Genomic DNA, 25,940 nt, shown 5'->3' on the forward strand with positions numbered 1-25,940 from the left:
AGGAAAAAAATCATTTTATATAAAAAAATGTATAAAAAAATTTGCAGTCGCGTGATAAGCACTCTATTTTCTAATTAAAACTGGATATAAATTATTCAGCTTTTATATAGAGGTACTTCTAAAGGCAATGACGAGGGATGACCAAATGCCTGTAGCCAAAAAGAAACCAGCCGCTAAAAAGGCTGTTAAAAAACCAGCGGCTAAAAAGCCAGTTGAAAAAAAACCGGCAGCTAAAAAAGCAGCAGCCAAAAAGCCTGCAGCTAAAAAAGCAGCCGCCAAAAAGCCTGCAGCTAAAAAAGCAGCCGCCAAAAAGCCTGCAGTTAAAAAAACTGCAGCGAAGAAGACTACCCGCAAGGTAGATCCGGTTAAGAAGCTGGAAAAAGAAATTGAAGCGCTTAAGAAAAAACTGGATAAGGCTAAAGAGTCTTTGAAGAAAGCAAAGACCAAGGCTAAGGCCGATGCCAAGAAAAAAGCGCCCGCCAAGAAAAAGGCGCCTGCTCGTAAGGCGGCTGCCAAAAAGACGGTAGCTAAGAAAAAGGCGCCTGCTCGTAAAGCAGCTGCCAATAAGGCGGTAGTGAAGAAAAAAGCGCCAGTTCGCAAGGCCGCTGCCAAAAAGGCTCCAGCCAGGAAGAAAGCGACAGCCAAGAGAAAAGACAAGCGTTAATCTCTTAAGCAGTATCCGCAGGAGAGGAAAGCCTCTCCTGCAATAAAACCAAATAATCCGTATCCCTCTCGCCAGCTATCAGCGAGTACTTCTTTGTGGCAATGATTACGTTGCCACATTTTTGGAAGTAGCCTGCCCTGGGTTTTGATCTCGAATGTCTTGATCAGCCTGCCAGATATTAACTTCTTGTAGTATGTCGATCTTTGAATCCACAGTGGGTTCATATTCCCGTAGGAATGCCAGTGAAACAGCGTTTATAATGCGCGCCATGATTAATTTGAACTCAGTCAGTTTATTGCGCTCTGGCAAGGTTTTGCTGGAAGAAACCAGCGCAACAATTCATCACGGCCAGCATGTTGGACTGGTGGGCGCCAATGGGTGTGGCAAGTCGAGTCTGCTGGCCCTGATTATGGGTAACCTGCAACCGGACAAGGGCGATGTCGGCATCGATGCGGGTCGGGGGATTGCTCATATGGCCCAGGAGGTTTTGGCTCTGGACCAGAAAGCCGTCGATTATGTGCTGGACGGTGATGAAACACTTCGGGAAATAGAAAAATCCATCAAGTGTGCCGAACAAGAACAAGAGCATGGCAGGCTTGCTGAACTTCACGAAAAGCTGCTTCAGGCAGATGGCTACACAGCACGTTCCCGTGCCGAACAAATGCTCCATGGTCTTGGATTTTCCCATGAAAAAATCGACTGTAGCGTAAAAGATTTCTCCGGTGGCTGGAGAATGAGATTGAATCTGGCAAGAACTCTCATGTGTCGTTCGGATTTACTTTTCCTTGATGAGCCAACCAACCACCTTGATCTGGACGCTATTGTCTGGTTGGAAAGTTTTCTTAAGCGTTACCAGGGGACGTTGATTATCATCTCTCACGACCGTGATTTTCTGGACGCAGTGATTGACATTACCCTCCATATTGAGCATCGGAAACTGCACACCTATCGTGGTAACTATTCTGCTTTTGAACGGATGCGCTCTGAGCGTCTTCAACAGCAGCAGGCTGCTTTTGAAAAGCAACAAAAGCAGCGCGCTCACATGGAGACGTTTGTTGAGCGGTTTCGTGCCAAAGCGACCAAGGCGAAACAGGCACAGAGTCGCCTAAAAGCGCTGGCCAGACTGGAAGAAATAGCGCCGGCCCACGTCGATTCACCTTTCAGCTTCAGCTTTCCTGATCCTGAAAAAATGTCTTCACCACTGCTGACCCTCGACAAGGCGGAGTTGGGTTATAAAGGCAACACACTTATCAGGCTGAAACTGAATATCCTGCCTGGCAGTCGCATTGGTTTGCTGGGGGCTAACGGTGCGGGTAAATCAACCTTGATTCGGACACTGGCTGGAGAGCTTCCTCTGGTAGCTGGCCAGAGACATGATGGAGAGCACCTGAGAGTAGGATATTTTGCCCAGCATCAATTGGAAAAACTCGATGCCGATGCCAGCCCATTGCTTCATCTACAACGAATGTCGCCTGGGGCACGGGAACAGGAGTTGAGAAACTTTCTGGGCGGTTTTGGTTTTCATGGTGATAAGGCTCTGGAAACGATTGCAGGTTTTTCTGGTGGCGAACAGGCGAGGCTGGCCCTGGCTATTGTAGCCTGGCAAAAGCCAAACCTGCTGTTGCTGGATGAACCAACCAACCACCTTGACCTTGAGATGCGTCATGCTCTGACTATGGCTCTGCAGACATTCGAAGGAGCCATGATACTGGTGTCGCATGATCGTAATCTCCTGCGCAGTACTACAGACGATCTTTTTCTGGTCCATGATGGCCGGGTTGAAGCTTTTGAAGGCGATCTGGAGGATTATAGCGTCTGGTTAACTCAGCAGCGTCAGGAAGATAAATCAGAAAATATTTCTGAAACGGTTCAATCGACTCACTCGGCACAAGCCCGCAAAGAGCAGAAACGTCTGGATGCAGAGCGTCGTAAGCAGCTCAGGCCGATGAAAAAGAAAGTGGATTCTCTGGAGCAAAAACTGGAGAAGTTGCAATCGTTGCTGGTTGAGGTTGAATCTGAACTGGCCAGTCCGGAGCTCTATGAAAGTGCAGAAAAAGAACGTTTGAAATTATTGCTCGATCAACAGACTCGATATAAGAAGGGCATCGCGGAAACCGAAGAAGAGTGGATTGAAGCGCTGGAGCAACTTGAAGCAATGGAAAGCGGATCATTCTCCGCCTGATGACAATCAGGCGGTAGAAACTGCCTGGCAGCTAAAGAGCAGGAGCTTCATTCCCGAAGCATGGGCCATGAACCTGATTTATGACCTTTTATGCCTGCTCGTATGCCACATCTTCAGCTTCATCGGATACGCTGTCCAGTTTGCCTAACAGAGTACCCACCCTGTCGCTCCAGGAACTTAATTCCTGTTTCAGATGAGTGTTTTCGTCTTCCAGACGGTTATTGGTTGAACGCAATTCCTCAAGCTCCATTCGAGTGAGCTCAAGTTTGTCGATCAGGTTTTGAAGCTTGTTTTCAAGTTGGCTTAAGGATTCAATGGACATAGTTGTTACTTTTTCACCGGGAAATAGTTCGGACGAAATCAGCCTGTCTGTAACAGATAGCTGCCTGCCTATTCTAACGAAGCAGCAGTTTGGCAGGCTTCTGTGCAGTTAAGGGTGACTTTTACACTGGCTCTACGATAGCACATACTTCAGGCTAAGTTCAGATAAGTTACTTATATGCAGGCTATACTTGCGAAGTAATTACACAAGAATGAGGGTGATAGGCGAATGTTTATGACTCTGTTCTGAAGTGAATCTATCGTTTCAGAAATGCTTTGAAAACGACGAGCATCGCTTACCGGTTGAACAGTCTGCTACCGACTCATTACTTCCCTTTTCCTGATCCATCTCTAATGTCGGTGCAGCGGGACAACCTTCACGGTAATAAAGGTCGCTGGTGTGGCTCACAGGAATTTTACTGAAGTCATTCAGGAATCTTGATGCTTTTCAGAATTGCACAGGACAGCCAAAGATCCTGTGTAATAGAGGTGGAATGCCTCAAGGAGTTTTGCATGAGCGAAACGACACTACCCGACGCAACAATTGTCTCTGTTCTCAATGTCGAGGATGAAGCGATGAGGGCTTTTTACATCTCCCTGACCTGTAATCAGAGCGTCGACGAATACATTCAAGATCAGCATCTTTACTTTTCTTCACGTCAGGTAGAAGGTGTTTTCCTGAGTCATCTGCTGGCTTTGACGGAGTTGGCTCTGGACCGTTGTTTTCTGCTTAGCCACTAAAGAACCTGAGGTCTTGAGTCAGTATTTATTTTTTAATGGCTATTTTCTATTTCAGAAAAAGAGATTTCATCTTCATGGGGATGAAGTCATTTTTATTGAAAATGACACCTGCAATGAAGTATCAAACCAGGAATTTGATGTGATGAGTGTTGTTTCACTGAACTCACTCTTGCGATCTCCGGCTTGCATACTGACAAGTATCCATCAAATAGATACACTCCCCCGTTCTGAGGTTGCCGCAAAAGTGCTGCGCTATGCTCGCAACTTTTGCAGCAGCCTCTACCGATTGTGAATGCAGATTGGGTTTCCAGGTTAACTGTGTTCGTCTGATGATCATGCATGCCGATGGACAATCCGTGGAAAGCACCATGAGTAAAAGAACAGTTTTTCATCACTCGACGTGCTGAAAAGTGTTTCACGGTAACAAGTGATAGATAGGTAACTATGCCAGAAACTATTCCCCCTGACTCGGTGGGCCTGGTCGAACCCGAAACGGTTCATTTTGATCGGCCCCTTCGGCTAAGTTGTGGTCAAACCCTGAACGAATATGACCTGGTAATTGAAACCTATGGTGAGCTGAATACCGAAAAGAATAATGGTGTTTTGATTTGCCACGCGCTCAGTGGCCATCACCATGCAGCCGGTTATCACACCATGGAAGACCGTAAGCCTGGCTGGTGGGATAACTTTATTGGTCCCGGCAAGCCTCTGGATACCAATCACTTCTTTGTTGTCAGTCTGAACAATCTCGGGGGTTGTCATGGCAGCACAGGCCCGATCAGTATCAACCCACAAACTGGCAAACTCTACGGTTCTGATTTTCCCATACTGACTGTGGAAGATTGGGTCGAGAGCCAGGCCAGACTGGCAGATCATCTGGGTATTCGACAATGGGCTGCGGTGGTGGGTGGCAGTCTTGGCGGCATGCAAACGCTTTACTGGTCTATGGCTTATCCTGAACGTCTGCGTCATGCTGTAGTCATTGCCTCTGCACCGAAACTGTCGGCACAGAATATTGCCTTCAATGAAGTGGCCCGTCAGGCCATTCGCTCCGATGAAAACTTTCGGGATGGCCAATATCTTGAAGAGGGAACGCTACCCAAGAGCGGCCTGGGATTAGCCAGGATGGTAGGCCACATCACCTATCTGTCCGATGATGCCATGGGACAGAAGTTTGGCCGTGAACTCAAGAGTGGGGAGTACAGTTTCGATTATGGCGCTCAGTTCCAGGTAGAGAGCTATCTCCGCTATCAGGGGGAACACTTCTCTGGCAGCTTTGATGCCAACACCTATCTGCTGATGACCCGGGCACTGGATTATTTTGATCCGGCCCGGAAGTTTAATGATGATCTTGCTCAGGCCCTGTCTCCAGCCAAAGCACACTTTTTGCTGGTTTCATTCACTACCGACTGGCGTTTCTCCCCGGAGCGTTCCAGAGAGATTACCGATGCACTCCTGAAGGCGGGCAAGCAGGTCTCTTACATGGAAGTGGATGCTCCCCAGGGGCACGATGCATTCCTGATGAACATTCCCCGATATGTGAATGCCATTTCGGGCTATATGAAACGAGTCGCTGTCGAGTGCAAAGAGGCTGCTGTATGAGTAACCGTGTTGATTTTGCCATTATCAGTGACTGGATTGACCAGGGCAGTCGGGTTCTTGATCTGGCCTGCGGTGAAGGCACTCTGCTGGCAGACCTGGGCAAAAACAAGCAGGTTCGGGGTTATGGGCTGGAGATTAATCCACAGAATATTCAGAACTGTATTGAAAGTGGCGTGAACGTTCTTGAGCAAAACATTGACCAGGGGTTGGACAATTTTGGCGATCAAAGTTTTGATACCGTGGTGATGACTCAAGCTCTACAGGCCTTGCAGTTTCCCCATTTAGCACTCGATGAAATGCTGAGAGTGGGCCGGGAGTGCATTGTTACCTTCCCAAATTTTGGTCACTGGCGTTGCCGTTGGTATCTGGCTACCAAAGGTAGAATGCCGGTATCCAAATTTATGCCTTATACCTGGTATGACACACCTAATATACACTTCTGCACGTTTAAGGATTTTGAAGATCTTTGCCATCAGAAAAAGCTGAAGATCATTAATCGTATGGTAACAGATAGCGCCAACAGGGGAGGCTGGAGAACCCGCCTGCTGCCCAACCTGATGGGAGAAGTGGCTATCTATCATCTGACTCGAGGAGAGTGAAGTCATGGCTTGTGTAAGGCTGTTCAGTCTACTGTTGGCGCTGGCCGTTTTTTCGGGGGCCCATGCTGCCCCGGTACCCGAAGCCCGTGTCATGAATGACAAACCGGCCCGGTTTGGCGACTATGAAGTGTATTACAGTGCATTCCCCAGCACCTTTATTCAGCCTGACATAGCCAAGACTTATGACCTGGAGCGCGGGCCAAAAAATGGCTTGGTCAATATGGTTGTCCGAAACGTCAGGGACAGTGAGGAAGGCAAGGCAGTAAAAGCCTCTTTTGATGGCAAAACCGCCAACCTTCTGGGTCAGCAGTCAGCGCTGAAATTCAAGGAAATCAGGGAAGGTGATGCCATCTATTATCTGGCAGGTTTCCGGTTCAGTAATGAAGAAATGCTAAAATTCACCATCAAAGTACACCCTGAAGGCGCCAGTCAGAGTCATACCATTCAGTTCAGCCAGAAATTTTACGAGGGTGGCCAGTGAAGTCATTGGTAAAAAAAGAGCTAAAGCAAGAGCCAAAGCAAGAGCCAAAGAAAGTAGTATTGGCCAGTGGTAATCAGGGCAAGCTGAAGGAGCTTCAGCAGATGCTCTCAGGGCTGGATTTTGAAGTATTGGCTCAAAGTGAGTTCAGCCTAGGTTCTGTTGAGGAAACAGGGCTGACCTTTGTAGAAAACGCTTTGATCAAGGCCAGAAATGCGGCAAAAATCACAGGTCTTGCAGCCATTGCTGATGACTCCGGGATTGAAGTGGATGCCCTGAATGGCCAGCCAGGTATTTACTCGGCACGATTTGCCGGTGAAGAGGCCACCGATAGAGAGAACAATCAGAAGCTCTTGCAGAGACTGGAAGGATTGCCCAAAGAGCAAAGAACCGCTCGTTTTCACAGTGTACTGGTCTACATGCGCCATGCAGAAGACCCCACTCCTCTGATATGTCATGGAAGCTGGGAGGGCTACATCCTGGAGGCACCTTCTGGTGATCGGGGTTTTGGTTATGATCCTCTTTTTTATGTGCCTGATCAGAACTGTGCAGCGGCTGAACTCAGTCGGGAACAGAAAAACAGCATCAGCCACCGGGCAAAAGCCATGACACAGCTTTTGAAGCAGTTGAAGCAACGCCTCTGACAGACGCATGTTACTTTTTCTCAATGCGGCCGGTGATGACACCTGGTCGCTTTAATCACTTGGCCTGATTCTCAATATGCTCGAACTTCCTCCATTGAGCCTTTACGTGCACATTCCCTGGTGTGTCAAAAAATGCCCTTACTGTGACTTCAACTCCCATGCGCTCAGCGATGGTATTCCAGAAGACGCTTATATCGATGCCCTGTTAACAGACTTTGACAGTGAAGTGAATACTCTCCAGGGAAGAGCGCTTAATACGATTTTCTTCGGTGGCGGTACCCCCAGTTTGATGTCTGCCAGAGGTTTTGATCGTTTTCTCTGTGAGCTGGAAAAGAGAATCCGTTTCTCGCCGGATATTGAAATCACCATGGAAGCCAACCCCGGGACCTATGAACATGACCGGTTCAAAGATTATCGAAAAGCCGGTATCAACCGATTGTCATTGGGGGTTCAGAGTTTTCAGGACGAAAAGCTCAAGACGCTGGGTCGTATTCACAGTTCAGATGAAGCGCGCAAGGCGATTGAGTCCCTGAGGGGGATGGGCTTTGACAACTTCAATATTGATCTGATGCACGGACTGCCCGGCCAGAGCATTCAGGACGGTCTGTCAGATCTGAAGAAAGCAATTGCACTGGAACCGACTCATATTTCCTGGTACCAGCTCACCATTGAACCCAATACGGTTTTCTATTCAAAACCTCCGGTCTTACCCGAGGACGATACCCTCTGGTCCATTCAGGAAAAAGGGTGGGATTTACTGGCAGAGGCAGGCTATCAGCAGTACGAGATTTCAGCCTATAGTCGTCCCGGCAGACAGGCAAAACATAATTTGAACTATTGGCAGTTTGGTGACTATATCGGCATTGGTGCGGGGGCTCATGGCAAGATGACCCAGCAGGAGATGGGCAGAATTTATCGAAACTGGAAAACCAGAATGCCCTCAGACTATCTGGCAGCGGATAAACCCTTTGAAGCGGGCAGTAGAATATTGAATGAGGATGATCTGCCGATTGAGTTTATGATGAATGTTCTGCGTCTTAACCAGGGGGTTGATCACTCATTGTTTCAGCAAAGAACCGGAATGGCCTACTCAGACATAGACGTTCAATGTCAGCAAGCGATTCAAAAAGGTTTGCTCGAGCAGGATCGATTACAGCCAACGAAACAGGGACGACTCTTTTTGAATGATCTGCTGGCTCTGTTTACTGATGGATGATGTTCCCACTCAATTAGCGACTGGACGCCATTTTCTGGAATCTGTTGGGAACTGTATCCTTACTCAAAACGAAGGGTGAACTATGGAATGGATAACAGACAACATTATTTTTCTGTCAAAGTTGGCTCGTGAGCATCTTGATGTTATCGCTATGGCCCTGACAGCAGTAGCAGTGGCCTTTGTGGGACGTTTTATTGCCTCATGGAGCACTGATTGGATGAACCGGCTTCATGCCGCTGTGAGAATTCCTGCAAGAGCTGTTTTGAATCTCGCCCTGTTTGGTGCAATCTTTTATTTTGCGCCTCAATGGCTCGGCAACTTACTGGGCTACTTCAATCATTACACTCTCGCTCCGGTATTGCTGGTGATCACAATCTGTGTCGGGATATTGTCGGAGAAACTGGGGCGTTGCTAAGGGGAGCAAAGCGATTGAAACTCTGCCCCTTCCGGGTGGGGTAAGATTTATTCTGTTCTCTCAAACAGCAGATCCCAAACTCCGTGACCCAGTCTTTGACCGCGCTTTTCAAACTTGGTCAGCGGTCTGAAGTCAGGCCTTGGTGCGTATTGGCCTTGATCTTCCTGATTTTTAAAACCTTCAGCGGCCGTCATGACTTCCATCATCTGTTCAGCATAGTTTTCCCAGTCTGTGGCCAGATGGATAACACCACCCAGAGCCAGTTTCGGTCTGATGGCTGCAATAAATTTGGGTTGAACCAGGCGACGCTTGTGATGACGCTTTTTGTGCCAGGGGTCAGGGAAATAAATCTGAACTCTGGACAGGCTGCCATCGGCTATGCATTCACGAAGCACTTCAACAGCATCGTCACAATAGCTGCGAACATTGGTAACACCTGCCAGCCGGGATTCATTCAACAGGCTGCCAACCCCCGGGCGATGCACTTCAATACCGATAAAATTCTTGTCGCTCTCGGCTTTTGCCATGGCAACCAGAGACAGACCCATGCCGTAGCCGATTTCCAGTACGACAGGTGCCTCCCGACCAAAGACTTCACGGATGTTTAATGGACCGTCTTCCTTTTGCAGGCCCCACTTGTCCCAGCATTCATCCCAGCCACGACGCTGCCCTGTGGTCATACGACCAGTGCGCAGGACAAAACTTTTTATTTCTCGACGTTTAGTCGCATCGGGGCTGTGATCAGGTTCAACTGGGTCGGTCATAAAAGGCACATAGTCTGCAAATGAAAAAGTCGGCGTAAGATACCTAAACTGCGTTAACTTGGAAACCTTCAGCTGTCGGATTCAGTTTTGCGTTTTGTTGTTCTCACAGGCAGGTTTTAAGTATCTTGCCTGTTGTCATGCCGGGAACGCCAGCATAAATGCTGCCAGGAATCTTCTGGTTGTCGGTTATTTACGTTTTTCTAAGGGTAGTAATTCAGAGGTTTCCATTTTTGATCCGGGTGGTTGTCTTTTGAACCACTTCAAGGCTACGAGAACTGCAACCGTTGCAACCATCACAGAGCCCACTGCAATAGGCGCAACTCCCCAATCAGGAAGGACCGCAGACAATCCGGCAGATGATGAAGCAGCACGGGATTTTGGATTGTTATAGCTTTCAAGAGCCAGAACGATTTCTTGCATCTGTACCTGCCGACTATCCTCCTCAATATCTGTATTTTCAAAGGCCAGATAGACTTTTTTACCCACAAATACCGGATGCATAGACTTTGCCGCCGCAGGTTTAATAGTGGTGTCGAAACGATGGACATTGACCTGATCTTCGTAGGTCAACACGGACAGTCGTCCATCGCTGTTGTAAATAATGGCGTACAGGTAATCTTCCGTTGCCATCAGCCTGACGGTCGCAAATGAACCTGGTGTGAGGGAAGGTAAATCAACCCTGTCGTCAATCATATAAGCACTGTCCATCTGTCCATTGTCAGTGGCGAACCGGCGAATAGAAAGTGTTTCTTCCCCAGGGCTGAATACGGCAACGAAGGCCTGATCTTCTTGTATCAGGATGTCCTGCTGACTGTTGACCGTGTCACCGCTATTGATAGTGATTATCTCTTTACCATTGTTGCCAAAAGAGGCAGCGGGTTTTAGCTGCTGACTGTCGTATTGTCTGATAAACAGAGGATAGGACGCATCTTCTTCACTTTTACCGGCTACATAAAGGCGTTCGCCGTCTTGGGATAGCTTTAAATGAAGTCCCTGTTCTTTGTCATACGGATCACTGGTTTCAGGAAAAAAGAGCCGTCGCTGCTGGTAACGGCCAACCAACAGGCTGTTATCGAGGGTGCCTGTTAAATACATGACGCCCTGATGATAAGCGGTATCATTAATTTGTACATTTTCAGGAAATAGCTCGTTACGTACAGTGTACTCTGCCCGATAACTCCGGGTGGCACTTAGCGGGAACTCGAACAGAACGGCTTTTCCTGACGTCGTTGTTGCAATAAGGGCAAGGTGAGACCCCGTCTGTTCATGAATAACCTGCCCTGTCAGAGATGGGTAGGAATCCAGTATTCTGTAGTAGTCGGCAGAAGTCGTATAAGTCACAACGCCGCACCGGCCAAATTGTTGATCCAGTTCAGAACCTTGATAGCGCGCCAGAACAACCCCTTTGGTAGGCGACTCAGGCTGAATGACGACGTATATCCGCTGGTTTTCCGGGTCATAGGTTTGAAAGAGCGGTGTGCCTTCCGGGGGTTGGCAGTTACCAGACAGACTGGGTGAATGAGTTGTGGGGGATGTTCTGTTAGACGAGGATATAAACGACGATGAATATTTAGTTTGCCGTGTGTTTGTTGTGGATGATATTTCAAAAGCGGATGAAGTGTCTGATGGTGATTCCGAATCAGCTAAGGCTTTGATTGCAGCAGCCGTGATCAATTCCTTGGTTGAAGGCTGTGCTGATGACGATGGGACAACGGATGAAACTCCAGAAGGTGTCGCCGAACCGGATGAAGTTCGGGCTACAGAAGCCGTACTCAATTCGCTGCCTGAAGGCTGCGCTGATGACGATAAGGCAACAGATAAAACTTCAGAAGGTGGCACCGAACCGAATGAAGTACGTGCTATAGAAGTCGTGCTCAATTCACGGGTTGAAGGCTGCACTGATGACGATGGGGCAGCAGATGACACTTCAGAAGGTGAAGCCGAACCGGATGAAGTACGTGCTATAGAAGCCGTGCTCAATTCACGGGTTGAAGGCGGTGCTGATGATGATAGGACAGCAGATGAAACTTCAGAAAGTGGCATCGAACTGGATGAAGTTCGGGCTAAAGAGGCCGTGCTCAATTCACTGGTTGAAGGCTTTGCTGATGACGATAGGTCAAGAGATGTAACTTCAGAAGGTGACACTGAACTGGTTGAAGTGCTGGCTACAGAAGTGGTGATCAATTCGCTGGTTGGAGGCTGTGCTGATGAAGTGAAGGTCTGGCCAGAAGGAGAAACAGAGGACGAATTGACTGTCAGCCAGACAGACGAGTTAAAGTAGAATTGACCCTCGAAGTTGGTCAGTCCACTTAAAGCACTGGCTGTGGAATTCCCGATGGGTGTCCAGATATTCACAATCTGGGTGAGTGTAAGTGGGCCGGTAGTTGCCATGCTTGAATTCACGAAGCTTTCGCAATTGTATGCCAAAACGAATGGATCTGCGCTTTTAATGCTGTATTCATGCTGCTCTTGTCGCCAGAGTTTGACTGCCTGAAATTGGTTGCAAGCGAGAACCAGCTTAACGATTCCTTTGATTTCGATAGCTGTATTTTTTACCTGGATCTGATTGCCCGCGAGATTATAAACAGGAGGTTCTTCATGGGTATCCGAATGACCGACAAGAGAGAAAGCAAACTTTTCTTTTTTATATCCCGGCGACACAGTTTCCCACAAAATTTGGCCTGTATTGTCAATGTCGATCGTGTTTCTAAAGATGTCGATACTGCTTCCCGGCCCAATATGTAACTCAGCCGCCCACCCCATCTTGCCCTGGAATATGTTCCCGTTAATCGCAATCCTGAGAAACTGGCTTTTGATGGCGGGAAGTTTAATAAATAGCCCTCCATCAGCAATATAGTCGCGGTGCCATGAACCGATGGTATCACCGGTGACCATGTTATTGGCGAACATCAGGCCCGGCCCGGGGCGCAAAGCACTGACAGATGCATCCAGAGGTAGTCTGCAATCAATTCTGACTCCGTCCTGGCAATTGAGATTGAATACGTTGTTTTCTACAAACAGTCTCCGGTTAGTACAGCGTGCTGAAATAATAGTGCTAATTGGTTTGCGGCCATTAGGTGCAGTTGGCTGGAAATTAATGTGTCTTATATAGTTGTCTTTTGTTTCACTGAAACTAAATTCGTTAAAGGATCCAAGGGTGATCATATATAAATCTGTATAAGTTGCATCAGGCGATATGACGATTTCGTAACCTTCATTTGGAGCCCCGATAATGTCCTGTCCATCTTTCAAAACTATTTCACTGTTAATTAAATACTTAACCGGGATTTTACCTAATGCGGGGGTAACGGATTGAGAAAGCGTTGCGCCAGAAGTCGTTTCGGAAGAGAACAAAATAACGATGTTCTCTGGAATCTCATTGAGAAACTTACTTAAACTCTCTGACGAGTTGGTGCTGAGAACAATGCAGTGTCGTCCTCTAACAAGGTCTCTATATTGGTTTAGCCGCTGAAGAACCCCTGTCGCCTGATCTTTAAGAGAATCGCATGGTACCGTTATGGGGGGGAGTGTAGAAATAGAGGTTGCAGGAGTGGAGGTTGCAGGAATGGTTGTAGAAGCAGTGGTGAGTTGACTGGTTGAGGGACGCACTGTGGGTATTGGTGCAGCACGCGCCGACAACCTGTTTTGATCCATTGCAATTTCATGGTTTAATGGAGGAGGTCTTTCCTGGCCGCAGTCAAATCCCCCTGGTGTGCAATCAATTCCAGCCAGTAGTGTTTGTGGTTTGGAGAAAACTTTTGGAAAGGGTAAATAGCCATCCTGGCCATTCCAGACAGTACGATTAAAAGAGGTCGCCTCTGTGGCACCACCAGGGTCGGCAAACTCATTCAGGACGATGGGAAACTGGTTATTTGCCTGTTGGGTGCCATTAATTCGGACAAGGTCACGGTAGGGGGTGTTAACGCCTTTGAGCATCGGCAGCTGTGTTGCATCACCGGCATTCCAGAGCGTGCTGTTCAAACCGTTTAAGCCTGATTTGAGAGCACTTTTTGATAGCCGTACGACACCGGAATTGTATCCATACCTATTGAAAGTGGAAGTGGAATTGGAAGTGGAATTGGAAGTGGAAAACCAGTGATACTTTGTGAAAGTGTCTATATTATACGCAATGAGGCCTCTCCAGTAAGGGTATGCAACTACGCCGCTTACTCTTACTAGCTCGGTCGCATTAACGGAGCCCGTATTAACATTATTGTAAACCTCAGCACTGCGGGCGGCTGCTGAAATACCACCGACTGGACTACGATAACCTTTCCCTATAATTGCTCCAGCATTAAGGTTGTCACGGATGACTACACGTCTGGCTTCTCCGGCGATACCTCCAGTGTATGCAAAACCACCATCCGTAGTGACAGATCCGGCGTTCACATTTTGAACAATAGGAGCGCTGACTGTTTGCCCGGTTATTCCACCCACTTGGGAGCGGTACTTCCCAGAAATGCTACCTGTATTGAGGTTTTTGCTAATCAGGGTTTGGCTGGTAGCCTCCCCTGTTATTCCGCCAATGCTTCCACCTTCCCACAAGTCAGCGCCATCCACATAATAGGTGGCAATTTTTCCGGTGTTCAGGTTATGTAAAACCCTGGCTGCTGTTGCTATTCCTGCAATCCCTCCGGAATCTCCGTTATTGCCAACATTAATCTCTCCGGCATTCACATTGTTGTTGGCAACGCTATTGCTTTTCAGCCCTCCGACAATACCACCGGTAGGTGATTTTTGTTTGTTTCTGGGAGTTATTCTTCCAATATTCAGGTTGTTTGATACAGAAGACCCCTGATCCACCACCCCAGCGATACCGCCGGTACTGGCACTCCCGGTTGTGGAAACGGTGCCGGTGTTCACACTATCGCGAATGACGCTATCAGAAATACTGCCCGCTATACCTCCTGCATGACTGTGAAAACCGCCTGTTTGAATAGCTCCGGCAGAATTGACCACCTCTTCAACCCTGCTGCCTTTCAACACTCCCACAAGCACACCTGTGGGGCTCGTATTTCCGGTACTGGTCACTTTTGGTTGTTTAAACAGGATTTGTTGGATGGTGCTGTTGTGCAATGACCCGAACAAGCCCGAGGGAGTGTTACCTGCTGACGTTGAAAGTTCGAGACCGGAAATAACGTAACCATTGCCAAGCAGAGTGACAGAGAAGGATTTGGAGGTATTGCCGACAGGCTTCCATTGAGATCCGCTCAGGTCAATATTACCGATTAACTCATAGCGTCCTTCGACCGGGTGGTCGGCATTCAGGTATTGGTTGAAATTACTATTGTCCAGCTGAACAGTACTGGCCCAACTGTTCCAGTTTGGAAAAAACACGACAAGTGACAATAAAAGTACAGACGACTTTGTGAAGATAGTCGGGCTTTGCCGATACTGATCTTTCATCGGGCTGTTATTCATTGAGTGAGTACCATGAAAAACAATGATGAGAACTATCCGTATTTGTGACCCGTATATATAGACTATGAGGGGGCGTCATGCATTAACATGCGGGTAACCTGGAAAAACTTACGTTTGAGCAGGGGGGGGCAGCAGGGGCCAACTTTTTCTGGATAAGCTATTGGCCCGATACCCCTTTGAGGCAATGATAATGTTTATGGCGATTGCCCTTGAGGGATGCACCTGTTTGTTGGTTATTTAAGTTCATCTAAGGGTAGTTATTCAGTGGTTTCCATTTTTGATCCGGGTGGTTGTCTTTTGAACCACTTAATGGCTACGAGAACTGCAAACGTTGCAACCATCACAGAGCCCACTGCGAAAGGCCCAATTCCCCAATCAGGGAGAACCGCAGACGATCCGGCAGACGATGAAGTGCCAAGGGATTTTGGATAGTTAAAGTTTTCAAAATCCAAAGCGATTTCTTGCATCTGTAGCTGCCGACTATCCTCCTCAATATCTGTATTTTCAGAGGCCAGATAGACTTTGTTACCCACAAAAACCGGACGCATAGACTTTGCCGCCGCAGGTTTAATGGTGGTGTCGAAACGATGGACATTGACCTGATCTTTATAAGTAAATACGGACAGTTGTCCATCGCTGTTGTAAATAATGGCGTGCAAATAATCTTCCGTTGCCATCAGCCTGACGGTCGCAAATGAACCCGGTGCGAGGGAAGGAAAATCAACCCTGTCGTCAATCATATAAGCACTGTCAATCTTTCCATTGTCCGTGGCGAACCGGCGAATAGAAAGTGTTTCTTCCCCAGGGCTGAATACGGCAACGAAGGCCTGATCTTCTTGTATCAGGACGTCCTGCTGGCTGTTGACCGTGTCACCGCTATTGATAGTGATTATCTCTTTGCCATTATTGCCAAAAGAGGCAGCGGGTTTTAGATGTTGACTGTCGTATTGTCTGATAAACAGAGGATAGGACGCATCTTCTTCACTTTTACCGGTTACATAAAGGCGTTCGCCATCTTGGGATAGCTTTAAATGAAATCCTTGTTCTTTATCATACGGATCACTGGTTTCAGGAAAAAAGAGCCGTCGCTGCTGGTAACGGCCAACCAACAGGCTGTTATCGAGGGTGCCTGTTAAATACATGACGCCCTGATGATAAGCGGTATCCTTAATTTGTACATTTTCAGGGAATAGGTCGTTACGTACAGTGAATTCTGCCCGGTAGCTCCGGGCAGCACTTAACGAGAACTCGAATAGAACTGCTTTTCCTGACTGTGTTGTTGCAACAAGAAACAGGTGAGAACTTGCCTTTTCGTGAATAACCTGCCCAGTCAGAGACGGGTAGGAATCCAGTATTCCAGAGTAGTCGGAAGAGGTGGTGTAAGTTACAACGCCGCACCGTCCAAATTGTTGATCCAGTTCAGAACCTTTATAGCGTGCCAGAATAACTCCTGTGGAAGCCCCTTCAGAAGACGGCTCAGGTTGAATGACAACATACACCTGCTGGTTTTCAGGATCATACGCTTGAAAGAGTGGCGTGCCTTCTGGTGGCGGGCAGTTACCTGACAAGCCTTGAGAATAGGTGGTTGAAGACTGTATCGCTGACGGAGTATTCTCCTTGCCGCAATCAAATCCCCCTTCTGTACAGTCAATCCCGGCCAGTGATGTTTGTGGTTTGGAGAAAACTTTCAGAAACGGCAAATAGCCATCCCGATTGTTCCAGACAGTACGATTGAAAGAGGTGGCATTTGAAGCACCACCGGGATCTGCAAACTCATTCAGGGCCGACGGGAACTGATTGTTTGTTTGTTTGGTACCATTTATTCGGGCAAGTTCACGGTAGGGAGTATTAATGCCTCTGAGCATTGGAAGCTGTGAGGCATCACCGGCATTCCAGAGCGTGCTGTTCAATAGGGTTACGTTTGATTTGAGGGCACTTTTCGATAGTCTTATGACACCTTGATTGCGTCCATTAAATCCACTACCTCTCCTGATCCATTGATACTTTGTGAAAGTATCCAGGTTATGCTCAATGGAACCTGCTCTCCAAACTCTGCCCGCTCCACCGCTTTCATAGCTATAGATTTCCCGGGCTTCAACCGACCCTGTATTAACATTGTTGTACACTGAGGTTGAAAGAGTGGCAGCCCCGGTAATACCACCCAAGTGACCATTCACACCTTTTGTTATGATTGCTCCGGCATTCAGGTTGTCCCGAATGCCTGAACCTTCAGCAGCTTCTCCGGTAATTCCCCCGGCAGATGACTGATAGTCGTGAGTCGTGACCGTTCCGGCATTAACATTTTGAATAACAGTAGTGTTGACTACATCTCCTGCTATTCCTCCTCCGTAGGTACGCCAATCCCTGGTAAAAATGCTACCCGTATTGAGATTTTTGCTGACCAGGCTTTGCCTGGAGGCGTGCCCCACTATTCCACCACTGCTTCCACCTAGCCTACAGTAGGCTCTCGAATAATCTGAGGCAATGTTTCCAGTGTTGAGGTTATATAATACCTCCGCTGCTTCTGCTTCTCCTGCGATGCCCCCGGAATATTCGGTAAAGCCAACATTAACTTCACCGGTATTGACATTGTTGTTAGCAAGGCTGTCGCCTTTCAGGGTACCGACAATGCCGCCGGCAGGCGAGGAATGTAAATTTCTGGAGACTATTTTTCCGGTATTCAGGGCATTTGACAGGGACGATGCCCGACTTGCAAATCCAGCAATGCCACCTGTGCTGGCAGGACCGGTTGTAAGAACGGTGCCGGTGTTGACACTATCGCGTATGACGCTATCAGAAACACTGCCCGCTAAACCTCCGGCATGACTGCGAAACCCTGACGTTTTGATGGTACCGGCATAATTGACCACCTCTTCAATCCTGCTGCCTTTCAACTCTCCCACCAGTGCACCCGTTGGGCTCATATTTCCGGTGCTGGTCACTTTTGGTTGTTTTAGCAGGATCTGCCTGATGGTGCTGTTTTGCAATGACCCGAACAATCCTGAGGCAGTGTTATTTGCTAACGTTGCAACCTCAAGGTTGGAAATAACATGGCCGTTGCCATACAGGATGAGAGAAAACGGATTAGAGGTATTGCCTACGGGTTTCCAGGGAATGAATCGGCTCAGGTCAATATCACCGATTAACCGATAGCGACCTTTGACCGGGTGCTCGGCATTCAGATATTGATTGAAATTATTATTGTCCAGCTCAATAGTGTCGGCGCAATTGTTCCAGCTTGGAAAAAAAACGACAAGTGACAGTAATAATGCTAGTGGCTTTTTGCTGATAACCAAGCTTTGCCGATTTTGATTTTTTATCACGTTTTTGTTCATTGAGGCACAACCACAGATAGAATAAATATTCGTACTCGTATTCAGCATTCGTATGTATAGACCACAATGAATCATCATGCAGATAGCCATTAAAAACTTAATTTTGAGCAGGGGGCAACTCAGAAGTTTCCATTTTTGTTTCAAGTGGTTGTCTTTAAAACTTCTTAATGGCCACGATAACTGCAACCGATACAGCCAACACAGTGCCCGTTCTAATAAGCCTAATTCCCCCACCTTGAATGGCCGAAGATGATCCCGCAGAGGATAAAGCGACAGCGGATTTTTGATAGTTATAGTTTTCAAGACCCAGTGAAATTGCTTGCATCTGTACCTGCCGGCTACCTCCCTCAACATAAGCATTTTCAACAGCCAGATAGACTTTATCACCAACAAAAACAGGGCGCATAGACTTTGCTGCTGCAGGTTGAATGGTGGTGTCAAAACGATAGATATTGACCTGATCTTGATAAGTAAACACGGACAGTCGCCCATCACTGTGGTAAATAATGGCGTGCAAATAATCTTCCGTGGTCATCAGCTTGACGGTTGCAAACGAATCGGTTGTTTGGGAAGCAAAATAAAACTTGTCGTCAATCATAAAAGCGCTATCCATCTGTCCATTGTCGGCGGCGAAGCGGCGAAAAGAAAGTTTCTCTTCCTCAGGACTGAATATGGCAAAGTAGATCTGGTCTTTTTGTATCAGGATGTCCTGCTGACTCTTGACCGTATCAATGTCGTTGATAGTTATTATCGCTTTGCCATTGTTGTCAAAAGAGGTGGCGGGTTTTAGCTGCTGACTGTCGTATTTTCGGATAAACAGAGGATAGGGCGAGTCGCCTACATTTTTGCCGGTTACATAAAGGCGTTCGCCATCCGGGGAGAGCCTTAGACTAAGTCCCTGTTCTTTATCATACAGGTCAGTGTTTTCAGGAAAAAAGAGCCGACGCTGGTGGTAGCGGCCAACAAATAGTCTGTTATCGAGAGTACCTGTTAAATACATGAAGCCATTATGATAAGCAGTATCATTAATTTGCACACTTTCAGGGAATACCTTGTCAAGCACGATGAATTGTGCCGGATATTTCTGGGTGTCACTTAAAGGGAACTCGAACAGAGCTGTTTTCCCTGAAGGTGTTGTTGCAACAAGGTTAAGTTGAGAGCCAGTGTTTTCGTGAGTCACCCGTCCTGCCAGAGACTGGTAGGAGTCCAGTATTATGGAGTGGTCGGCAGATGTGGTGTAAGTCACAATGCCGCACCGGCCAAATTGTTGATCCAGTTCAGAACCACTATAGCGTGCCAGAATGATCCCTTTGGAAGTGGACTCAGGCTGAATGACGACGTATATCCGCTGGCTTTCCGAGTCATAGGTTTGAAAGAGCGGTGTGCCTTCTGGTGGCTGGCAGTTGTCTGACAGGCTGAGTGCATCGGTTGTTGGGTATGTACTGTCAGGCAAGGCACTGGATGCAGCAGCTGTGGTCAATTCAGTGGTTAGCGGCTTTCCAGATGACAATGTTATAGTCAACAGAGTTGTCGTGTTGTCTTTTACCCCGCTGCAGTCAAATCCCCCTGGTGTGCAATCAATTCCAGCCAGTAATGTTTGTGGTTTGGAGAAAACCTTTGGAAAAGGTAAATAGCCATCCCGACCGTTCCAGACAGTACAATTGAAAGAGGTAGCATCTATGGCACCACCGGGGTCAGCAAACTCGTTCAGGACGATGGGAAACTGGTTGTTTGCCTGTTTGGTACCATTTATTCGGACAAGGTCACGGTAGGGGGTGTTAACGCCTTTGAGTATCGGCAACTGTGTTGCGTCACCGGCGTTCCAGAATTCTCTGCTCAAACCGTGCAAGCCTGATTTGAGAGCACTTTTCGATAGACTTACGACACCTTTATTGTATTTTTGTCGTTCATAACCAGGCCATTCAGGCCTTGTAAAAGTGCCCAGGTTATTCGCAATATGACGTACATCAAGAGGGCGCCCGACTGCCGGGCTCATATGGCTATATCTTGATTTGGCTTCAACTGATCCGGTATTGACATTGTTATAAACCGAGGCCGAGTACCTGGCAGTCGCAGCAATACCACCGACGTAAGCCATAATGTCGTATTTTTCTGTTACTGCTCCGGCATTCAGGTTGTCATGAATGCTTCCACCTGAAACCTTACCGGCAATACCTCCAGCGTCTGCATAACCACCGTCATTAGTGACCGTTCCGACATTTACATTTTGAATCACAGGAGCGTCCCATACTTCCCCTACTATTCCACCCACAATGTTAAAGCCTACTGTAGAAACACTACCTGTATTGATGTTTTTGCTGACAAGGGTTTGCCTGTTCTTCCCTACTATTCCACCACTGTAGCCACCTTCTCTATGTCTGGAGCCTGTCAAATAATCTGAGTCAATTTTTCCAGTGTTCAGGTTACGTGATATTTGGGCTGCTTCTGCTTCTCCTGCAATTCCCCCGGAAATTTCGTAATGGCTAACAGTGACTTCGCCGGTATTCATATTATTGTTAGCAATACTGTTGCTTTTCAGTGTGCCGACAATGCCACCGGCAGATGATAAACCCCCATACCCGGAGATTATTTTTCCAGTATTCAGGTCATTTGAAACGGTAGATGACTGATCGGCCAATCCAGCAATACCGCCTGAGCTGCTGAGTCCAGTTGTGAAAACGGTACCGGTGTTCACGCTATCGCGTATGACACTATTAAAGTGACTGCCAGCAATACCTCCGCAATGACTCTGAGCACCGGCCGTTTTGATGGTTCCGGCAGAATTGACTACTTCTTCTATCCTGCTGCGTTGCAACTCTCCTGCAAGTGCACCTGTGGGGCTTGAACTTCCATAACTGTTAACTTCGGGCTGGTTTAGAATGATCTGCCTGATGGTGCTGTCTTGCAGAACTCCGAACAAGCCCGTGGCTTTATTCACTGCCCATGTTGAAATTTTAAGGCCGGAAATAACGTGGCCGTTGCCAAGCAGAGTGACAGATAAGGGTTTGGAGGTATTGCCGACCGGTTTCCATTCAGATCCGCTCAGGTCAATATCACTGATTAACTCATAGCGTCCCTCGACCGGGTGGTCGGCATTCAGATATTGATTGAAATTACTATTGTCCAGCTGAACAGTGCTGGCCCTGCTGATTGCTGGCTGTGCGGATGACGATGGGGCATTGGGCGTAGCTCTTGAAGGTAACATTGAACTGGATGAAGTTCGGGCTACAGTAGCCGTGCTCAATTCACTGGTTGAAGGTTGTGCTGATGATGGAGCAGCGGATGAAATTTCTGAAGGTGGCACCGAACTGGCTGAAGTTCGGGCTACAGAAGTAGTGATCAATTCACTGCTTGAAGGTTGTGCTGATGACGATGGGGCAGCAGATGAAACTTCTGACGGTGACACCAAACTGGCTGAAGTTTGGGCTACAGAAGCCGTGCTCAATTCACTGCTTGAAGGTTGTGCTGATGACGATGGGACAGCAGATGAAACTTCAGAATGTGACACCGAACTGGCTGAAGTACGGGCTTCAGAATGAGTGCTCAATTCACTGGTTGATGACCGTTCAGACGTTGATGATAGAGCAGATGGTGTTGCTGATAGTGTCTCCGAACTGGGCAAAGTAGTGGGAACAGAAGTGGTCGTCAATTCGTCGGCTGATGGCTGTGTATACGACGATGAATGCCTGACCAGCGTTGAATTTTCTGATGGAGTTCCCGAAATGGTTGTAGAAGCAGTGGTGGGTTGACTGGTTGAGAGACTTGCAGATGGCGATGTTGTCGCTGAAGCTTTTATACCGACCCGATAAATCCTGACCTTTCCAGCGTGCGTCCCGACTGCCAGCAAGGTGCCGTCGTGGTTGTAGTTAACGCTCTTTATAGCACTTGTCGCATCAGAGAGGGTGTACAGAACCCCAGTTGGATTCAACATGTCATATATCCTGACACTCCTCCCAGCCCCAAAGGCGAGTCGGGTGCTGTCGTGATTGAAGTCAATGCTCGTGACCGTCCATGGCGTATCCCCCAGAGTATACTTTGGGCTGTCCAGGTTCTTTATGTCATAAACCTCAACACTGTGTCCTCTGTACCTATAGTCACTTCCCCCAGTTGCCAGCAGCGTGCCGTCGTGGTTGAATTTAGCGCTCATACGATAAAGCCCAGGGATCACAGCTTGCGGGGCAATGGTCAGATCCCACGGGTCATAAATCCTGACCTTTTTACCGTACCCCCCCACTGCCAGCTGGGTACCGTCGTGATTGTAGTCAAGGCTCAGTACCCAATCATTTGCATTGGTCAGAATTGTCGGGCGAATGGACAGATCCCTCGGGTCATAAATCCTGACCTTATTATATCTACCAACTGCCAGCTGAGTACCTCCGTGATTGTATTTAACGCCGTCTATCGGGCCTTTCGCATCGGACAGGGTGGCAAGGGGAGTGGACGGGTTCACTGGGTCATAAATCCTGACCTTTTTATCATACCCCCCGACTGCCAGCTGGGTACCGTCGTGGTTGAAGGCAACAGTCTCCACCCAGTGTTTAGCATCGTGCAAGGTATGCAGGAGTCTGGGCCTCGCCGGGTCACTCATATCAAAGATTTGTACGGAGCCTGAAACAGGGCATCCGGAACCGCCACCGGAACCTATTCCCACAGCCATGAGCATACTGTTCATATTCCATGAGACACTCAAAACCCTGTGGGGCCCGCAATAACTTGGTGGGACAACGCCTCCTGTAGGCGTTGGAGCAGCATGCACCGGCAACCTGTTTGGATCTATTGCAATTTCATGGATTAATTGAGGAGGTTTTTCCTGGCCGCAGTCAAATCCCCCTGGTGTGCAATCAATTCCAGCCAGTGATGTTTGTGGTTTGGAGAAAACTTTTGGAAAGGGTAAATAACCATCCCATCCGTTCCAGATAGTACGAGTGAAAGAGGTAGCATCTATGGCACCACCAGGATCTGCAAACTCATTCAGGACGGTGGGAAACTGGTTATCAGTCTGTTGGGTACCATCTATTCGGGCAAGGTCACGGTAAGGGGTGTTAACGCTTTTGAGCATCGGCAGCTGTGTTGCATTACCGGCATTCCAGAGATCGCTGTTTAAACCATACAGGTTTGATTTGAGAGAACTTTTCGATATTCTTAAGACACCTAAGTTGTATCCATAATTACTGCTAGGAGTCCATTTATACCTTGTGAAAGTATCCAGGTTATTCCCAATACGACCTGCTCCATAAGGACTTCCGACTGCTGGGCTTATATAGCTTGAATGTGCTTCAACTGCCCCCGTATTGACATTGTTATAAACCGAGGCCGAATCATAGGCGATCCCGGCAATTCCACCGACATAAACTGCCATCCTGTTTTTCTCTGCTACTGCTCCAGCATTCAGGTTGTCATGAATGCTTCCACCTGAAAGCTTTCCGGCAATACCTCCCGCAGCTCCATAATTGCAGTCACAGGTGACCGTTCCAACATTTACATTTTGAATAACCGGAGCGTTGCTGACTTCCCCTGCTATCCCGCCCGCACTTGAATAATGCTTTGAATAAATACTGCCTGTGTTGAGGTTTTGGCTGACCAGGGCTTGACTGCTCTTCCCCACTATTCCGCCACTACTGCCTCCTCCGATATAACTGGAACCTATCACAAGATCTGAGGCAACGTATCCGGTGTTCAGGTTATGCAATACCCTGGCTGCTTGCGCTTCTCCTGCAATCCCCCCGGAACTGTCGGTAAACGTAACCGTGACTTCGCCGGTATTCATATTATTGTTAGCAACGCTGTTGCTTTTCAGTGTTCCGACAATGCCACCGGCAGGTAGGCTCAATCTTTTCCTGGAGATTATTGTTCCGGTATTCAGGTCATTTGAAAGAGAAGACGCCTGATCAGCCAATCCAGCGATACCGCCAGCAGTGGCTTTTCCGGTTGTAATAACGGTGCCTGTGTTCACGCTATCGCGTATGACGCTGTCAGAGATACTCCCCGCAATACCTCCGCAATGGCTCTTAGAACCGGTCGTTTTGATGGTACCGGCAGAATTGACCACTTCTTCTATCCTGCTGCGTTGCAACTCTCCTGCAAGTGCACCTGTGGGGCTTGAACTTCCATAACTGGTAACTTCGGGCTGGTTTAGCATGATCTGTCTGATGGTGCTGTCTTGCAGAACTCCGAACAAGCCTGTGGTTTTATTCGCTGCCCATGTTGAACATTTAAGACCGGAAATAACGTGACCATTGCCAAGCAGAGTGACAGAGAACGGTCTGGAGGTATTGCCAATGGGTTTCCAGCGAATGAATTTGCTAAGGTCAATATCACTGATCAACCGATAGCGACCTTCTACCGGGTGGTCGGCATTCAGGTAGTGCTTGAAATTATTATTGTCCAGCTCAACAGTGCTGGCCCAACTGTTCCAGTCTGAAAAACAAACGACAAGTGATAAGAACAATACAGACGACTTTGTAAATATAGTCGGACTTTTCCGATACTGATCTTTCATCGGGCCGTTATTCATTGAGTGAGTACCCTGAAAAACAATGATGAGAACTACTCGTATTTGTGTCCGTACATATAGACTACGTTGGGTCATCATGCATAAACATGCGGGTAACCGGGAAAAACTTACGTTTGAGCAGGGGGATACCAAGGGCCAACTTTTTCCGGATAAGCTATTGGCCCGATACCCCTTTGTGAAAATGATAATGTTTTTGGCGATTGCTCTTGAAGTTGCTCCTATTTGTCGGTTATTCAAGCTTACCTAAAGGTAGTAATTCAGTGGTTTCCATTTTTGTTCCAAGTGATTGTCTTTTAAACTTCTTAATGGCTACGATAACCGCAACCGATACAGCCAACACAGTGCCCGTTGTAATAAGCCCAATTCCCCAACCTTGAATGGCCGAAGACGATCCCGCAGAGGATAAAACGGCAGCCGATTTTTGATAGTTATAGTTTTCAAAATCCAGTGAAATTTCTTGCATCCGTAGCTGCCGACTACCCTCGTCAATATCAGCATCTTCAAAAGCCAGATAGACTTTATCATCGACAAAAACAAGGCGCATGGACTTTGCTGCCTCTGGTTTAATGGTGGTGTCAAAACGATGGACATTAACCTGATCTTGATAAGTAAACACGGACAGTTGTCCATCACTGTGGTAAATAATGGCGTGCAAATAATCTTCCGTGGTCATCAGCTTGACGGTTGCTAACGAATCAGGTGTTCGGGAAGAAAAATCAATCTTGTCGTCAATCATAAAAGCACTATCCACCTGTCCATTGTCAGTGGCGAAACGGCGAATAAACAACACCTCATCCTCAGAACTGAATAGGGCAAAGTAGATCTGGTCTTTTTGTATCAGAATGTCCTGCTGACTCTTGACCGTATCAATGTCGTTGATAGTTATTATCGCTTTGCCATTGTCGCCAAAAGAGGCAGCGGGTTTTAGCTGTTGACTGTCGTACTGTCGGATAAACAGAGGATAGGGCGTGTCGTCTTCACTTTTGCCTGTTACATAAAGGCTTTCGCCATCTGGGGAAAGCCTTAAATGAAGCCCTTGTTCTT

At 47.6% G+C, this 25,940-nt stretch carries 15 protein-coding genes; 9 read left to right on the forward strand and 6 right to left on the reverse strand.

The window, feature by feature from the left end; translation table 11 throughout:
• Positions 1-145: 145 nt before the first annotated feature.
• Complete coding sequence (locus KBW69_RS14325; protein ID WP_257281289.1) at positions 146-664, forward strand: histone H1-like repetitive region-containing protein; 519 nt, start codon at positions 146-148, stop codon at positions 662-664.
• A gap of 268 nt (positions 665-932) precedes the next feature.
• Entirely contained in the window at positions 933-2,846 is a 1,914-nt protein-coding gene (locus KBW69_RS14330; RefSeq protein WP_257281290.1) for an ATP-binding cassette domain-containing protein, read from the forward strand.
• Between the two features lie 88 nt (positions 2,847-2,934).
• On the opposite strand, the gene KBW69_RS14335 is transcribed toward KBW69_RS14330, so the two are convergent.
• Entirely contained in the window at positions 2,935-3,168 is a 234-nt protein-coding gene (locus tag KBW69_RS14335) for a cell division protein ZapB (RefSeq protein WP_257275442.1), read from the reverse strand.
• A 512-nt stretch (positions 3,169-3,680) separates the two neighbouring features.
• Here KBW69_RS14335 and KBW69_RS14340 point away from each other — a divergent pair.
• The 7 genes from KBW69_RS14340 to KBW69_RS14370 all read left to right on the forward strand — a co-directional run bounded on the left by KBW69_RS14340 (position 3,681) and on the right by KBW69_RS14370 (position 8,862).
• Positions 3,681-3,908, forward strand: a complete 228-nt coding sequence (locus KBW69_RS14340; RefSeq protein ID WP_257275441.1) for a hypothetical protein — start codon at positions 3,681-3,683, stop codon at positions 3,906-3,908.
• Positions 3,909-4,352: 444 nt separating this feature from the next.
• Complete coding sequence (locus tag KBW69_RS14345; protein WP_257281291.1) at positions 4,353-5,510, forward strand: homoserine O-acetyltransferase; 1,158 nt, start codon at positions 4,353-4,355, stop codon at positions 5,508-5,510.
• On the forward strand, positions 5,507-6,109 hold the full coding sequence (metW, locus tag KBW69_RS14350; protein ID WP_257281292.1) for a methionine biosynthesis protein MetW: 603 nt from the start codon (positions 5,507-5,509) through the stop codon (positions 6,107-6,109). The genes KBW69_RS14345 and metW overlap by 4 nt, the downstream gene beginning before the upstream one ends.
• 4 nt (positions 6,110-6,113) lie before the next feature.
• A complete protein-coding gene (locus KBW69_RS14355; RefSeq protein ID WP_257281293.1) occupies positions 6,114-6,590 on the forward strand; it encodes a DUF4426 domain-containing protein in 477 nt (158 codons plus the stop codon).
• The gene (locus tag KBW69_RS14360) at positions 6,587-7,231 is read left to right on the forward strand and encodes an XTP/dITP diphosphatase (protein ID WP_257281294.1); all 645 of its coding nucleotides are present in this window, start codon (positions 6,587-6,589) and stop codon (positions 7,229-7,231) included. Before KBW69_RS14355 ends, KBW69_RS14360 begins: the two co-directional genes overlap by 4 nt.
• A gap of 76 nt (positions 7,232-7,307) precedes the next feature.
• Positions 7,308-8,447, forward strand: a complete 1,140-nt coding sequence (hemW, locus tag KBW69_RS14365; RefSeq protein WP_257281295.1) for a radical SAM family heme chaperone HemW — start codon at positions 7,308-7,310, stop codon at positions 8,445-8,447.
• A gap of 82 nt (positions 8,448-8,529) precedes the next feature.
• Positions 8,530-8,862: a DUF3392 family protein gene (locus KBW69_RS14370; RefSeq protein ID WP_257275434.1), complete on the forward strand. Its 333-nt coding sequence runs from the start codon at positions 8,530-8,532 to the stop codon at positions 8,860-8,862.
• Between the two features lie 47 nt (positions 8,863-8,909).
• Here KBW69_RS14370 and trmB read toward each other — a convergent pair whose 3' ends face one another.
• The 5 genes from trmB to KBW69_RS14395 all read right to left on the reverse strand — a co-directional run.
• On the reverse strand, positions 8,910-9,626 hold the full coding sequence (trmB, locus tag KBW69_RS14375; RefSeq protein WP_257281296.1) for a tRNA (guanosine(46)-N7)-methyltransferase TrmB: 717 nt from the start codon (positions 9,624-9,626) through the stop codon (positions 8,910-8,912).
• 186 nt (positions 9,627-9,812) lie between these two features.
• Positions 9,813-15,032 carry a hypothetical protein gene (locus KBW69_RS14380; protein ID WP_257281297.1) on the reverse strand — a complete coding sequence of 1,740 codons (5,220 nt, stop codon included), beginning with the start codon at positions 15,030-15,032 and terminating at the stop codon, positions 9,813-9,815.
• A gap of 272 nt (positions 15,033-15,304) precedes the next feature.
• The gene (locus tag KBW69_RS14385; RefSeq protein WP_257281298.1) at positions 15,305-18,382 is read right to left on the reverse strand and encodes a hypothetical protein; all 3,078 of its coding nucleotides are present in this window, start codon (positions 18,380-18,382) and stop codon (positions 15,305-15,307) included.
• 154 nt (positions 18,383-18,536) lie between these two features.
• Complete coding sequence (locus tag KBW69_RS14390; protein ID WP_257281299.1) at positions 18,537-24,830, reverse strand: hypothetical protein; 6,294 nt, start codon at positions 24,828-24,830, stop codon at positions 18,537-18,539.
• A gap of 295 nt (positions 24,831-25,125) precedes the next feature.
• The coding region (locus KBW69_RS14395; RefSeq protein WP_257281300.1) for a hypothetical protein at positions 25,126-25,940 on the reverse strand (815 nt) is incomplete at its 5' end.

Source organism: Endozoicomonas sp. ISHI1, assembly GCF_024606225.1.
Classification (GTDB): Bacteria; Pseudomonadota; Gammaproteobacteria; order Pseudomonadales; family Endozoicomonadaceae; genus Endozoicomonas_A.